The organism is Pseudomonas sp. GW823-FHT02F05, from assembly GCF_058797315.1.
In genome coordinates, this window is record NZ_JBXAJM010000022.1 from 80,993 (window position 1) to 95,735 (window position 14,743).

At 60.8% G+C, this 14,743-nt stretch carries 15 protein-coding genes; 6 read left to right on the forward strand and 9 right to left on the reverse strand.

Annotated elements, in window-relative coordinates:
- Positions 1-7: 7 nt before the first annotated feature.
- Entirely contained in the window at positions 8-3,478 is a 3,471-nt protein-coding gene (locus AC1RAC_RS23490) for a hybrid sensor histidine kinase/response regulator (protein WP_057976928.1), read from the forward strand.
- Between the two features lie 124 nt (positions 3,479-3,602).
- Here the strand turns inward: AC1RAC_RS23490 and AC1RAC_RS23495 are convergent, their stop codons facing one another.
- On the reverse strand, positions 3,603-4,967 hold the full coding sequence (locus tag AC1RAC_RS23495) for a DNA recombination protein RmuC (RefSeq protein WP_169918249.1): 1,365 nt from the start codon (positions 4,965-4,967) through the stop codon (positions 3,603-3,605).
- A 175-nt stretch (positions 4,968-5,142) separates the two neighbouring features.
- Entirely contained in the window at positions 5,143-5,466 is a 324-nt protein-coding gene (locus AC1RAC_RS23500; RefSeq protein WP_034128342.1) for an SEL1-like repeat protein, read from the reverse strand.
- 457 nt (positions 5,467-5,923) lie between these two features.
- On the opposite strand from AC1RAC_RS23500, the gene AC1RAC_RS23505 reads away from it, so the two are divergent.
- The 4 genes from AC1RAC_RS23505 (at position 5,924) to AC1RAC_RS23520 (ending at position 9,080) form a co-directional block, all read left to right on the forward strand.
- Positions 5,924-6,229, forward strand: coding sequence for a hypothetical protein (locus AC1RAC_RS23505; RefSeq protein WP_072447492.1), 306 nt, complete (start codon positions 5,924-5,926; stop codon positions 6,227-6,229).
- Positions 6,230-6,672: 443 nt separating this feature from the next.
- Positions 6,673-6,897, forward strand: coding sequence for a hypothetical protein (locus tag AC1RAC_RS23510; protein WP_034128340.1), 225 nt, complete (start codon positions 6,673-6,675; stop codon positions 6,895-6,897).
- Positions 6,898-7,174: 277 nt separating this feature from the next.
- Positions 7,175-7,657: a hypothetical protein gene (locus tag AC1RAC_RS23515; RefSeq protein WP_054899027.1), complete on the forward strand. Its 483-nt coding sequence runs from the start codon at positions 7,175-7,177 to the stop codon at positions 7,655-7,657.
- A gap of 145 nt (positions 7,658-7,802) precedes the next feature.
- A complete protein-coding gene (locus AC1RAC_RS23520; RefSeq protein ID WP_003193026.1) occupies positions 7,803-9,080 on the forward strand; it encodes an OmpP1/FadL family transporter in 1,278 nt (425 codons plus the stop codon).
- A gap of 64 nt (positions 9,081-9,144) precedes the next feature.
- Here the strand turns inward: AC1RAC_RS23520 and AC1RAC_RS23525 are convergent, their stop codons facing one another.
- The 7 genes from AC1RAC_RS23525 to cobU form a co-directional block, all read right to left on the reverse strand.
- Positions 9,145-9,696: a glutathione peroxidase gene (locus tag AC1RAC_RS23525; protein WP_034128338.1), complete on the reverse strand. Its 552-nt coding sequence runs from the start codon at positions 9,694-9,696 to the stop codon at positions 9,145-9,147.
- Positions 9,697-9,846: 150 nt separating this feature from the next.
- Positions 9,847-11,055 (reverse strand): MFS transporter, encoded by a 1,209-nt coding sequence (locus tag AC1RAC_RS23530; RefSeq protein WP_014719382.1) that lies wholly within the window; start codon positions 11,053-11,055, stop codon positions 9,847-9,849.
- 54 nt (positions 11,056-11,109) lie between these two features.
- Positions 11,110-11,514, reverse strand: a complete 405-nt coding sequence (locus tag AC1RAC_RS23535) for a MarR family winged helix-turn-helix transcriptional regulator (RefSeq protein WP_034128336.1) — start codon at positions 11,512-11,514, stop codon at positions 11,110-11,112.
- A 42-nt stretch (positions 11,515-11,556) separates the two neighbouring features.
- A complete protein-coding gene (locus AC1RAC_RS23540; protein ID WP_054920193.1) occupies positions 11,557-12,285 on the reverse strand; it encodes an adenosylcobinamide-GDP ribazoletransferase in 729 nt (242 codons plus the stop codon).
- 2 nt (positions 12,286-12,287) lie between these two features.
- Complete coding sequence (gene cobC / locus AC1RAC_RS23545; RefSeq protein ID WP_492617031.1) at positions 12,288-12,863, reverse strand: alpha-ribazole phosphatase family protein; 576 nt, start codon at positions 12,861-12,863, stop codon at positions 12,288-12,290.
- Positions 12,860-13,915, reverse strand: a complete 1,056-nt coding sequence (cobT, locus tag AC1RAC_RS23550; RefSeq protein WP_492617032.1) for a nicotinate-nucleotide--dimethylbenzimidazole phosphoribosyltransferase — start codon at positions 13,913-13,915, stop codon at positions 12,860-12,862. Before cobT ends, cobC begins: the two co-directional genes overlap by 4 nt.
- A complete protein-coding gene (gene cobU / locus AC1RAC_RS23555; RefSeq protein ID WP_463388884.1) occupies positions 13,912-14,433 on the reverse strand; it encodes a bifunctional adenosylcobinamide kinase/adenosylcobinamide-phosphate guanylyltransferase in 522 nt (173 codons plus the stop codon). Before cobU ends, cobT begins: the two co-directional genes overlap by 4 nt.
- On the opposite strand from cobU, the gene AC1RAC_RS23560 reads away from it, so the two are divergent.
- The coding region (locus AC1RAC_RS23560) for a hypothetical protein (RefSeq protein WP_492617033.1) at positions 14,432-14,743 on the forward strand (312 nt) is incomplete at its 3' end. The genes cobU and AC1RAC_RS23560 overlap by 2 nt on opposite strands.

The window sequence follows — 14,743 nt, forward strand, 5'->3', positions numbered from 1 at the left end:
AGTTACCATGACGCTGTCCAGCGGGCTGATCGCCGCCGTTGCCCTGGCCTATATGGCCACTATGTTTGCCATCGCCTTTTACGGTGACCGCCGCCATGCGCCGCTGCCGCCGCGTGTGCGTGCCTGGGTGTATAGCCTGTCGCTGGCGGTGTACTGCACCAGTTGGACCTTCTTCGGCGCCGTAGGCCAAGCGGCGGAACAACTGTGGGCATTCTTGCCGATCTACCTGGGACCTGTGCTGTTGCTGGTGCTGGCACCCTGGGTGCTGCAAAAGATGATCCTGATCAGCAAGCAGGAAAACATCACCTCAATCGCCGACTTTATCGCCGCCCGCTACGGCAAATCCCAGTCCCTGGCGGTGGTGGTGGCGTTGATCTGCCTGGTCGGCGTGCTGCCCTATATCGCGCTGCAGCTCAAAGGCATCGTGCTGGGCGTGAACCTGCTGATCGGCGCCGGCCCCGACACCACCGGCACCCGCGCCCAGGACACGGCCTTGATTGTGTCGCTGGTATTGGCGCTGTTTACCATCGTGTTCGGTACACGCAACCTCGACGCCACCGAACACCACCGCGGCATGGTGCTGGCGATTGCCTTTGAGTCGCTGGTCAAGCTGTTCGCTTTTCTCGCCGTCGGTGCGTTTGTCACCTACGGCTTGTACGACGGTTTCGGCGATCTGTTCAGCCAGGCCATGCTCGCCCCGCGCCTTGAGGAATACTGGAAAGAGACCATCAACTGGCCTTCGATGGTGGTACAGACCGGCGTCGCCATGATGGCGATCATCTGCCTGCCGCGACAATTTCATGTGACGGTGGTGGAGAACATCGACCCCCAGGATTTGCGCCTGGCCAAGTGGGTGTTCCCGGCTTATTTGATCCTCGCGGCACTGTTCGTGGTGCCCATCGCCCTGGGCGGCAAGATGCTGTTGCCCGGCTCGGTGCTGCCGGACTCCTATGTGATCAGCCTGCCAATGGCCGAGGCCCATCCTGCCCTCGCCGTGCTGGCATTCATTGGCGGTGCATCGGCGGCCACTGGCATGGTCATCGTAGCGAGCATCGCCTTGTCGACCATGGTTTCCAACGACATGCTGCTGCCCTGGCTGTTGCGCCGATCCAGCGCCGAGCGGCCATTCGAAGTCTTCCGTCACTGGATGCTGTCGGTTCGCCGGGTGAGCATTGTGATCATCCTGCTGCTGGCGTACGTGAGCTACCGCTTGCTGGGCTCCACCGCCAGCCTGGCGACCATCGGCCAGATCGCCTTTGCCGCTGTGACCCAACTGGCCCCGGCGATGCTCGGCGCCCTCTATTGGAAGCAGGCCAACCGGCGTGGGGTGTTTGCCGGTTTGGCCGCCGGTACTTTCCTGTGGTTCTACACGTTGGTCTTGCCAGTGACGGCGAAAAGTCTGGGCTGGTCGCTCAACCTTTTCCCCGGCCTGACATGGATGCACTCCCACCCGTTCGGGCTGTCGGTCACCTCGCTGACCCTGGGCACCGTGTTCTCCCTGGCAGGTAACTTCACCCTCTTCGTGTGGGTGTCGATGCTGTCGCGCACACGGGTTTCCGAGCACTGGCAGGCAGGCCGTTTTATCGGCCAGGAAATCAGCCAGCGTGCGAGTGCGCGCTCCATGCTGTCGGTGCAGATCAGCGACCTGCTCAGCCTGGCGGCACGCTTCGTCGGGGAAGAACGGGCCCAGCAGAGTTTTATTCGCTTCGCCTATCGCCAGGGCAAAGGCTTCAACCCCAACCAGAATGCTGATAACGATTGGATCGCCCACACCGAACGCTTGCTGGCCGGCGTACTCGGAGCCTCATCGACGCGGGCGGTGGTGAAAGCGGCGATTGAAGGGCGGGAAATGCAGCTGGAGGACGTGGTCCGTATCGCAGACGAAGCCTCGGAAGTGCTGCAGTTCAACCGCGCTCTGTTGCAAGGTGCCATTGAGAACATCACCCAGGGCATCAGCGTGGTGGACCAGTCGCTCAAGCTGGTGGCCTGGAACCGGCGCTACCTGGAACTGTTCAACTACCCGGACGGCTTGATCAGCGTCGGCCGGCCGATTGCAGACATCATTCGATACAACGCCGAGCGCGGCCTGTGTGGCCCTGGTGAAGCGCAGGTGCACGTGGCGCGTCGCCTGCACTGGATGCGCCAGGGGCGTGCGCACACCTCCGAGCGCCTGTTCCCCAACGGCCGGGTGATCGAGTTGATCGGCAACCCGATGCCCGGCGGCGGGTTTGTCATGAGCTTCACCGACATCACCGCGTTCCGCGAAGCCGAACAAGCGCTGACCGAGGCCAACGAGGGCCTGGAGCAGCGGGTGACCGAGCGCACCCATGAACTGTCGCAACTGAACGTGGCCCTCACCGACGCCAAGGGCGTGGCCGAATCCGCCAGCCAGTCGAAGACGCGGTTCCTGGCGGCCGTGAGCCATGACCTGATGCAACCGCTGAACGCTGCGCGGTTGTTTTCCGCCGCCCTCTCGCACCAGACCGATGGCCTGTCCGGCGAGGCACGGCAGTTGGTGCAGCATCTGGATAGCTCACTGCGCTCGGCCGAAGACCTGATCAGCGATTTGCTGGACATTTCGCGCCTGGAAAACGGCAAGATCAACCCACAACGCCAGCCCTTTGTTCTCAACGAGCTGTTCGACACCCTGGGAGCAGAATTCAAGGCGCTGGCCCAGGAGCAACACTTGCGCTTCCGCTGGCGCGGCAGCCGTTTGCGAGTGGACAGCGACATCAAGCTGCTGCGGCGGATTTTGCAGAATTTTCTGACCAATGCCTTCCGTTATGCCGACGGCCCGGTGCTGCTGGGCGTACGTCGTCGCAAGGGCGAACTCTGCCTGGAGGTCTGGGATCGCGGGCCTGGTATTGCGCCCGATAAACAAAAGGTGATCTTCGAAGAGTTCAAGCGCCTGGACAGTCACCAGACCCGTGCCGAAAAGGGCCTGGGGCTGGGCCTGGCGATTGCCGACGGCCTGTGCCGCGTGCTGGGCCATCGCCTGAGCGTGCGCTCCTGGCCGGGCAAAGGCAGCGTCTTCAGCGTGTGCGTGCCGCTGGCCCGTAACCAGACCAGCGTGCAACCCAAGGCGCCCGCAGAAACCGGCCTGCCCTTGAGTGGCGCACGCGTGCTGTGTGTGGATAACGAAGACAGCATCCTGATCGGCATGCGCAGCCTGCTCACGCGCTGGGGCTGTGAAGTCTGGACGGCCGCTAACCAGGCCGAATGCGCGGCATTGCTGGCCGAGGGTATCCGCCCGCAACTGGCGTTGGTGGATTACCACCTGGACCACGGAGAAACCGGTACCGAGTTGATGGGCTGGCTGCGTGCGCAACTGGCCGAGCCGATTCCCGGCGTAGTGATCAGTGCCGATGGACGACCGGAGATGGTTGCCGAGGTGCATGGGGCGGGGTTGGATTACTTGGCCAAGCCGGTGAAGCCGGCGGCGTTGCGGGCGCTATTGAGCAGACATTTGCCCCTGTAACGGGGTTGTATTCGATCTATTTGTGGGAGCGGGCTTGCTCGCGAAAGCGGTGTGTCAGTTTTAGATGTGTTGACTGACACTATGCTTTCGCGAGCAAGCCCGTTCCTACAATTTAGCCCCGTATTTATTCCGGGAGATGCGCCACGCCATCCGAATCGGTCATCGCCCGCTCCAGCAGATCCGCCGGCAAGCTCTTGCTGGCGCGGGCACCGAGCAACCTGAGTTGCTCGGTACGGCTGACCAGGTTCCCACGCCCATCCGTCAGCTTGTTGCGCGCCGCGCTGTAGGCCTTGTCCAGCTGTTGTAGCCGGTTGCCCACTTCGTCCAAGTCCTGGATAAACAGCACGAACTTGTCATACAGCCAACCGGCACGCTCGGCAATTTCCCGTGCGTTCTGGCTCTGGCGCTCCTGCTTCCACAGGCTGTCGATCACGCGCAGGGTGGCGAGCAAGGTCGTGGGGCTGACGATTACAATATGGCGGTCGAAGGCTTCCTGGAACAGGTTGGGCTCGGCCTGCAATGCCGCAGAAAAGGCAGCCTCGATCGGTACGAACAGCAGGACGAAATCCAGGCTGTGCAAACCCTCCAGGCGCTTGTAGTCCTTGCCGGCCAAGCCTTTGACATGATTACGCAGGGACAGCACGTGTTGCTTCAAGGCGGCCTGGCCAATCACCTCGTCATCCGCCGCAACGTACTGTTGATAGGCGGTCAAGCTGACCTTGGAGTCGACCACCACCTGCTTGTCGCCCGGCAACATGATCAGCACGTCGGGCTGGAAACGCTCGCCATCCGGGCCTTTGAGGCTGACCTGGGTCTGGTACTCACGGCCCTTCTCCAGGCCCGCGTGCTCCAGCACCCGTTCAAGAATCAGCTCACCCCAGTTGCCCTGGGTTTTCTGGCCCTTGAGGGCGCGAGTCAGGTTGGTGGCTTCGTCCGACAGACGCAGGTTCAATTGCTGCAGGCGCTCAAGCTCTTTGGCGAGGGAAAAGCGCTCACGGGCTTCGTTCTGATAGCTTTCTTCGACACGCTTCTCGAAGGACTGGATACGTTCCTTGAGCGGGTCCAGAAGTTGGCCCAGGCGCTCCTGACTGGTTTCGGCGAAGCGCTGCTCACGCTCGTCGAAGATCTTGCCGGCCAGCTCGGCAAATTGCGCACGCAGTTCGTCTCGTGAGCCTTGCAGGTCGGTGAGTCGTTGCTGATGACTCTCTTGCTGCTCGCGCAATTCGGCGCTCAGGGCAGCGGCCAAGGCGTCAAGGCGACGCAGTTCGGTTTCCTTGGCGCTGCGGTCGAGGTTCCAGGCGTGCGCGGCATCGCGGGCGTTATCGCGGTCGATCTGCAACAACTCGACTTCACGGCGCAGCGCCGCCAGGTCGGCTTGTTTGGCGGCATTGGCCTGGCTGAGGTCACTGATCTCATCGCGACTGGCGTCCAGTTGCGCGGCGAGCCCTTCCTGGGCCAGTTGCGCGGTTGCCAGGCGTTCTTCCAGCAGCTCCCAACCGGTGGTGCGTGCGGTCAGACGCCGCTGGAGTTGCCAGCACAGCGCCAGTAGCGGCACGGCTGCACCCACAAGACCCAAGGCGATACTGGTCCAGTCAAACACCATAGCCATTTCTGCCATCACCGAAAAAGATCAAGGTTAACCAAGCCTAAGGCCGGAGGACAGCTCAGTCTTCGACCTGGCCCAGTTCGCGCTGGGCGCGACGGTCGCCGGCGCGAGCAGCCGAACGCAACAAATCGTGGCCGATGCGCCGGTCACGGGCATTTCCGCACTCGCGGCACATCAGTTGGCCAAGACGGCTCTGAGCGGCCACCACGCCTTCGCGGGCGGGCTGCTTGAGCAAGCGTCCGGCGAGATGCTTGATATTGGTGCTCTGCCCCAGGCGCGGGCTGTCGAGCAGCCACAATGCGACCTTCAAGGAAAAACGCTTGGGTGCGGTAACAGTTTGGGGCGTGTCGGTAACAGAAGGTGATACTGAGCGAAACTTCATAAAGCACTGTGGGGCAGAACGGAAGGCGCGCCACTCTACTCTTTTTTTCGTACAGGTAAAGCTGAAAAAAACGTGCACGCCCGTCCTAGAGCAAGCGCTCGGGACAATCCACAGAAGCTGTGGATAACTCAGTGGACAACCCCCCTAGAACAGGCGCAAAGCCCCATGGAACGGGGGCCGCAGTCAAACTGACGATTTTTTCACCAATAAAAAAAAGCGAGATTTTTCATTGACTTAAATTTTGATTACAGGCAAATGGGCGCACTTGCACACCAGTGACAGCAGGGTTACACCCTTGGCCACAAATGTGCACAAGTCCCGATCGACTGGTTATATCGGCGGCGTTTTTTGATTCAACACCGGTTAAACATGTTACTGACCGGGCAAACCCGAGGGCTTTTCAAATCCGCCTCGGCTCGCCACACTGCGCCACCGACAATGCAAACCAGTAGGGCCGATGAAAGGAATTCTGTTATTCGCCGGGCTGCTACTGGCCATCTGCGCGACCTCCCTGGGAATCAATGCCGCGCTCCCCTCTCCGGACGGCGCACTGTTCGCCATTGCTATCTTGCTGTCAGCAGCCTTTACCGCCGTGGTCCTGTGCATCGAACTCAGTGACGGAAAGATCAATGACATGCGCGAAGTGATCCACATGATCGAGACCGGCCAGTCCTTGCGATTGACGCTCGCCGCCTATGGGCTGGGGTGCGCCCTGGCCGCGTCCATGACCATACTGGTCTATCGCGAGTTGCTCGGCGGCTGATCGAAGTTTTTTTGCCATCGGCCTTCCCTTCCCTGTTTCAATCCGTTACTATCCGCGGCGTTAGTACCAAGCTGAAAGTCAATTCTGGTCGAATACGTCCCCTGAACCACATGGGATCGGCCACCTCGATGGTTTCCAGGTATTCCTTGCGACGACACTGCCTTTGAACAAGCAAAGGGTGTCGCGAAGTTCCAATACTCTGACCGAACCAACCTGCAAATTGATCAGGATCTTCACCCCGGGCCCAGAACCTTTGCCCCTGTTGTGTTGCCTGCCCTCCTAAGTACCTACCTGCCAGCCCAAGCGCGCCTAATTCCATAGCGCTTCAAACTGGCTGCTTTGTTCCAGTCGGGTTCTTCGTTTGATCAATGGTGATCAGCGTTACTGGAACGTTTTAACGTTGCACGGTTCTTATCCGTGTCATTTGTAGGAACACCAATAATATGAACGCTCAAATCCACACTCAGGATGCCATTCGCGCCCTCACCAACGCTTTTGCCCCAATGAACTGCCTGATCATGGCTGCTCGCAAAGGCTGCTTCAGCTTCACCCTGGTCAACGAACACGGCATCGCTCGTCACAGCGAACGCCTGTACCCCGATCAATACTCCAGCGCAGAACCGCTGCAGGCCGTGATCGATCGTACCCGTCAGGCACTGACCGCCTGATCGACCCGCGTCGCTGAAACCTCAAAAACCCTGTTTGAACAACAGGGTTTTTTATTGCCTGGAATTTGGCCTTGAGTCCGTGGCGCTAAGTACAAATCGATATAAACGTTATAACCGATTGCAGAAGATGTTTTAAAAACAGTCCTTTACATCAGGAATATGACACTACACTTCAAGTCAAGCGGCATGATCCGCTTAGACGGGCCTGAGATCCGATTCATTGCTGCCAAGCCCCCCTTCTCAGGCTCGTCCACTCTTTGTAAGGACTGAGGCTCGTATGGGTATTGCCGCCAGTGAATTGTGTCGTTATGTGATCCGGCCGACGCTGATGTACCTCGGCCGTCACAGTTCGACAGCCGAATCCCTGCTGCTGGGCATTGCCGCCAGCCAGTCAGAACTGGGCTCGGCGCTGCATGACCGGCGCGGCCATGGCCTCTACAGCATCACCGAACCACGCCACCGCGCCCTCTGGGATGACTACCTGGCCCTGGACCCGGAGCGCGCCAGCCTGGTGCGCGGGCTGGCCAGCCAACATGCGTTCCTCAGCGCGCCTCAGTTGGAGTTGACCGTGAACCTGCGCTACGCCACGGCCATCGCCTGGTTGCTGGTGGAACAACAACGCCCCGCCCTTCCCGCACCCGGCGATGTGCTGGCCATGGCGCGTATCTGGAAAGAAATATTCCATCCACAAGGCCGCCTGCGAGATTTCACCCAAGCGTGGCAAACCTGTGTAAGCCCCATGAAACAGGCAGCTTGCTGACCGGGCAAATTGCAAGATTCGGCAAAAAACGGCAATTTTGGTCGGATTGTCCTACAAAACCGCTCTATCTCCTGCATTACAGCCTATAGCGCGATGTGAAATTTATTGATACTTTCCGCAGCGGTGATCACACGGAGTTCTAATAATGAAAAAAGTAATGCTCAAGACCACACTTAGCCTCGCCGTTGCCATGGCATCCTCCCAATTGTTCGCCAGCGGCTTTGCCCTCAACGAACAGAGCGTCAGCGGGATGGGTACCGGTTTCGCAGGTCGCTCTTCTTCTGCCGATGATGCGAGCACTGTGTTCGGTAACCCTGCCGGTATGGCACGCCTGGAAGGCCAACAGATCACCGGTGGCGTTGCAGCCATTGATGCCTCCACCGATATCAGCAATGTCAGCGGCCGCTCCGCTGGCAGCAACAAAGGCGATATGGTGCCTTTCACTGCCGTGCCTTTCGGTTTCTACACCAATAAGCTCAACGACCAGTGGGCTGTCGGCTTCGGCGTCTATGCGCCGTTCGGCCTGGTAACCGACTACGAAAGCGGCTTCCAGGGTCGTGGCTTTGGCAGCAAGAGCGAAGTGAAAGTCATCACCTTGCAACCGACCGTCAGCTACGCCTTCAACGACCGCGTTTCCGTGGGTTTTGGCCCGACCATCAACCGCATCGCCGGCACCCTGGAATCGGACCTGACGCTGAACCCTCGCGCGCCAGACACCAATATCAAGATCAAGGGTGACGACACCGCGCTGGGCTTCAACATCGGCGTACTGGTCCAAGCCACCGATACCACCCGTGTCGGCCTGACCTACCACTCCAAGGTCAGCTACAAGCTGGACGGCCACACCGAAGTCACCGCACCGACCGCGACCTCGCCGTTCCTGCGCAGCAACCGCTATGACGCCTCGCTGAAAATCGACACACCTGAGTCCTACGACCTGTCCGTCACTCAAGACCTGACCGACGCGTGGAAACTCTATGCCGGTGCAACCTGGACACGCTGGAGCCGCCTGAAAGACATCACCGTCAAGAACGAAGGCGTCAGCGGCGCTACTGGCGGCGCGCTTGCCCCAGGCTTGGTCAGCACAATCAAGGAAGACCAGAACTGGCACGACACCTGGGCCTACGCCGTGGGTACTTCGTACCAGCTCACCAAGCAAGTGGTACTGCGTACCGGCCTGACATTCGACCAGTCGCCTACCAACAACACGGATCGCTCACCGCGCATCCCGACCGGCGACCGTACTATCTTCAGCCTGGGCCTGGGCTACCAGGTCATGGATAACATGACCATCGACCTGGCCTACTCCTACCTGAAGGAAGAGGACGTCAAGATCTCGCGCTCCAACCAATTGGCCAGCTACAACGCCAAGTATGAAAACAGCGCCAACGGTTTCGGCTTGGGCATGACCTACAAGTTCTAACCGCAGTCGTATAAAAAAGCCCCGCTCTCCTGTGAAGGAGGCGGGGCTTTTGTTTGGCTGGCGGTCAGGGTTTGGAAGCCAATGCCTGTTCCACCGCCTTGATCAGCTCCGGACTGTCCGGCTTGGTCAGGCTGGAAAAACTGGCAACCAGATTGCCCTGGCGATCCACTACATACTTGTAGAAGTTCCACTTGGGCGCGGCGTCGGCCTGCTGTGCAAGCACCTTGAACAGGTGCACCGCATCCGGCCCCTTGACCTTCTGCGGCTCGGTCATGGTGAAGGTCACGCCATAGTTCACGTAGCAGACCTTGGCGGTTTCTTCCCCGGTCTTGGCTTCCTGTTTGAAGTCATCGGACGGCACGCCGATCACTTCCAGACCTTCGCCCTTGTAGCGCTGATACAACGCTTCCAGGCCCTTGAATTGCGGGGCAAAGCCGCAGAAGCTCGCCGTGTTGACGATCACCAAGGGTTTGCCAGCGAATTGCTGGCACAGATCGATGGATTCCTTGGCCCGCAGCTTGGGCAACTGGCCCTCCAGCAACGGTGGGCAACTGGCGGCCATCGCCACGCTACCAATAGCCATCAGGACGGGTACAGCGAGCCAGCGCATCTGCATGTCAAAAGTCCTTAAGTCAGTTCAGACCCACAACTTAGCAGATCGCCATGCCCAGTTGCATCAACGCCAGGCCGCCCCGTTGCCAACCCCACCAGGCCAGCAGCAACAACCCCAGCCCCACAGCCAACAGCATAAGACGCGCTGTCATGCTCATGCCGCCTCCATCTGCGCCTGAATGCGCGCCACCGGCCGCTCACGCACCGGCCAATTCAGCGCGGCGGCGAGCAGGCTGAGTAAAATTGCCACCTGCCAGATCAAATCGTAGCTGCCGGTTCGATCATAGACCACCCCGCCCAGCCATCCGCCGAGGAACGAGCCAAGCTGGTGGAACAGGAACACAATCCCGCCGAGCATCGAGAGGTTGCGCACCCCAAACAGGGTCGCGACGGTGCCATTGGTCAGCGGCACCGTGGACAACCACAAAAAGCCCATCGCCATGCCAAACAGATACGCCGTGACTTCGGTGACCGGCGCCCACAGGAACAACACAATCACTACCGCCCGCAACAGATACAAGCCGGTGAGCAGACGTGGCTTGGACATGCGGCCACCGAGCCAACCCGCCGTGTAGGTGCCAAATACGTTGAACAGGCCAATCAAGGCCAGCACCGTGGTGCCCACCGTGGCCGGCAGGTGCTGGTCGACCAGGTACGCCGGCAAGTGCACACCGATAAACACTACTTGGAAACCGCACACAAAAAAGCCGAAGGACAGCAGCCAGAAGCCGGAGTGGGAGCAGGCCTCTTTCAGCGCTTCGCCCAGGGTTTGCTGGCCCACCGTGACCGCCAGCGGCCGGTCCTTGAGCATGGCGACCAGCGGCAGGATCAACGCCACCATCAAGCCCAGCGCCAGCAAGGCGGCCGACCAGCCCAGCCAACCAATCAAGCCGAGGGTGCCGGGCACCATGGCGAACTGGCCGAACGAGCCGGCGGCGCTGGCAATGCCCATGGCCATGCTGCGTTTTTCCGGCGCAACGGCGCGGCCAACCACGCCGAGAATCACCGAGAACGAAGTGCCGGACAGGCCAATGCCAATCAGCAAACCTGCGCTCAACGACAATGACCACGCGGAGTCGGACATGCCCATGAGCACCAGGCCGACGGCGTACAACACCCCGCCGACAAACACCGCCTTGGTCGCGCCGAAACGGTCGGCCAAGGCCCCGGTAAATGGCTGCGCCAAGCCCCAGATCAGATTCTGCAAGGCGATGGCAAAGGCAAAGGTTTCACGCCCCCAACCGAATTCGCTGCTCATCGGCGCCAGGAACAGGCCAAAGCCATGCCGTACGCCCAAGGACAACGCCAGGATCAGCGCACTCCCTAAAAGGACCCAACCACTGGTGCGCCACATCGAGGTCATTTCTTATTCTCCGTTCGCGGGTATATACCCGCTTGTAGTCGAACAAACCGCCGTTCAGGCGAGTTCATCCAGCAAGGCCAACAACATTTCGCGCTTTTCGGCGCCGAGCTTATCAATCAATTTCTGTTGCGCCGCTTCCCAAGCCGGTAACGCGGCAGTCAGCCGCTCTTGCCCTGTGGCAGTCAACACCACCAGGCGGTTGCGCAAATCGTCACCCTCCACCAACTGCACCAGCCCCTCACCTTCCAGGACGCGCAGGTTGCGCCCCAGGGTGCTGCGATCCAGGCCCATGGCGTCCGCCAGGCTGGAAATGCTCGGTTGATCGAGGCGCTGCAGGTTGCACAGCAAAGAATACTGGGCAACGTTGATCCCGAAGCCGTCGAGAGCGCCGTCGTAGTGCCTGCTGACGCCACGGGCAGCGCGTCGCAGGTTGGTGCATAAACATTGGGAGGCAAGCATAGAGCGTGTATATACCCGGAGTTAATCAATTGCAAGAAAGCGTTACAGCGCCAGCCCGACCAGTACCGCGACTTCAAGCAGCTCCAGCAGCGCGCCAGCAGTGTCGCCGGTGGTACCGCCCAGACGCTTGACCATCAACTGGCGCAGCCACACGAAACACAGTGCTGCCAGCAACACCGCGATACCGCCGCTGAAACCGCCGATCAGAATGCAGGCCAACCCGCTGAGGATCAGCACCTGTTGGCCGACAATTCGCGGCAGATGGTCTGACAGTGCCTGACCCAATCCGCCCGCCCGCACATAGCGCGTGCTGAGAAACAGCGCCAGCATCGAAGCGCGTCCGATCAGGGGCGCCAGGATCAACGCGGCGCCATTGTGTTGTTCGATCAATGCCACCAGCGCGCTGAACTTGAGTAGCAGCACCAAGCCCAGGGTGACCACCGCAATCGGGCCGCTGCGCGGGTCTTTCATGATGCTGAGGGTGCGCTCGCGGTCGCCAAAACCGCCCAGCCAGGCATCGGCGCTGTCGGCCAGGCCGTCCAGGTGCAGGCCACCGCTGAGCAACACCCAGGCTGTGAGCAGCAACGCGGCGTGCAACAGCAACGGGGCGCCCTGCAACACCTGGTTGAGGCCCCATAACAGCACGCCGAACAGCAACCCAACCAGCGGATAAAACAACAACGAACGGCCCAGTTCTTGAGGTTGCGGCATGCCCGGCAAGCGAATGGGCAGGCTGCTGAGAAATTGCAGGGCGATCCAGAACGGCAGCATCGTCAGAGTCCTTCCTTCAACACTCCATCGGTTTCAACCTGCAGGCCGAACAAGGCACCGTGACCCACTTCAACATTCAGCAGTTGCTCACGGGGCAACCCTCGCGCCTGAGCCAGCAGCAGGCGCATCACACCGCCATGACAGACCAACAGCACCCGCTGGCCCGCGTACGCCTGATGCAGCCGGGCGACAGCGCCAAGCACGCGCTCGGAAAACTGGATGACAGGCTCACCCTCCGGCGGCGTGAAGCCATAGGGGTTGGCCCAGAACAAGCCCAGCCCTTCGGCATCGGTATCCATCAACGCGGCCGCACTCTGCCCTTCCCAGGCGCCGAAGTGAAGCTCCTGCAAGTCAGGCTCCAGACTCACCGGCAAATCAAGTTGCGTCCCCAGCTCCCGGGCGAACAGAGCGCAGCGTTGCAGCGGCGAGCTGATCAGCCGATCCCAGGGCCCTTGCCCCACCACTGCGTCGCGCATCTGCTGCCAGCCGTTGGCGGTCAGCGCATCGTCCAGGCTGCCACGCAGGCCGCCGCCCAGCTCGGTTTCGCCGTGGCGCAGCAGGTCCAGGCGCAAGGTCATGCGGGGCGATCCGCCACGGCGGCTTCGGCGAAGGTCGCCATCTGCCCGTGCAGCGCGCATGCCAGACGCAACAAGGGCACCGCCAACGCCGCGCCGCTGCCTTCGCCCAGCCGCAGGCCCAGTTCCAGCAACGGTTGCGCATCGAGGCTGTGCAGCACATGGCGATGACCCGGCTCGGCACCCCGATGGCCGAACACCAGCCATTCGCGGCATGCCGGGTTCAAGCGCACCGCCACCAGCGCGGCCACGCTGCAGATGAACCCATCCACCAGCACCGCCATGCCTTCCTGGGCGCAGGCCAGGTAGGCGCCAACCAAGGCAGCAATTTCAAAACCGCCGAGATTGAACAGGGTTTGCAACGCATCGCCGCGCTGACCGGCGTGCAACGCCAAGGCGCGCTCGATGACCGCGACCTTATGGCTGACCCCTGCGGCGTTCAAACCGGTACCAGGGCCTGTAAGGTCAGTGACCTGGCAATCCAGCAATGCGCAGGCCAAGGCACTGGCGGCGGTGGTGTTACCGATGCCCATCTCGCCGCCGATAAACAGCTGCGCGCCGCCTGCCAGGGCGCGGTGTGCGCTGTCTCGCCCGGCTTGCAGGGCCAGTTGCCCCTGAGACTGAGTCATCGCCGGGCCATGCACGAAATTGGCCGTGCCCGCGCCGATATTCAGGTGACGAACGCCGGGCAAATCCAGGGACGGCGTGACCGTCCCAAGGTCAACCACTTCCAATTGCGCTTCCAGTTGCCGCGCCAACACACTGATTGCCGCACCACCGGTGACAAAGTTTTGCAGCATCTGCCCGGTCACCGCCTGGGGAAATGCCGACACGCCTTCAGCGACCACGCCGTGATCGCCGGCAAAAATCACGATCCACAGGTGATCCACCGACGGTTTGACCTGGCCCTGCAAACCCGCCAACCGCACCGCCAGGGCCTCCAACTGGCCGAGGGAGCCAGCGGGCTTGGTCAACTGCTGCTGACGCGCCAGCGCCTGTTCGTGGGCTGTGGCATTCACCGTCTTGCAGGGGTTGAGCCACCAGGAGTCGGTCATAACGCAGTACCTTTCAAAGTCAGGGGCAGGCCGGCAACCGTCAGCACAACGCGCTGACATTGCTCGGCCAAGGCTTGATGCAGCCAACCGGCTTCATCCACATAACGGCGAGTCAATTCGCCCAGCGGCACGACACCCAGACCGGTCTCGTTGCTGACAAAAATGATTTCTCCCGGCAGCGAAGCCAGGGTTTGCAACAGTTGATCACGCTCGCACGCAAGGCGCGCCGGGTCTTCGAGCATCAGAAGATTGGTGAGCCATAAGGTCAGGCAATCCACCAGCAGGCAGCGATCAGTGGCGGCGTTTTCGCGCAGCACGCGCGTCAGCTCGATGGGCTCCTCAACCAGGCCCCAATTGTCGGGGCGACGCTGGCGGTGCAAAGTGACACGCTCGTTCATCTCACCATCGAGCGGCTGGCTGGTGGCGATATAAATGACGGCAAGCCCGCTCTCTGCGGCAAGCTTTTCGGCCAGGCGGCTCTTGCCCGAACGGGCGCCGCCGAGGATCAATTGATACATGCAAAGGCCCCTGGCAAACAATGTGGGAGCGGGTTTGCTCGCCAATAGGGTGTATCAGTTAATGCACCTATGGCTGACCCACCGCATTCGCGACGGTCTGACAGCCGGCGCATATCCATCTGATGCTCCGCAATCCAAATGTGGGAGCTGGCTTGTCGGGTCGCCGCATCGCTGCGAAGACGGCCTGACAGCCAACTGGGATGTTGGATTAGACCGAGTGCATATCCGTTATGTAGGTAACGGCCACTTAGGGTTCCGCCCTGACGGCGGCTCACTTTTGAAAAGCGCAAAAGTAAGCAAAACGCTCTTG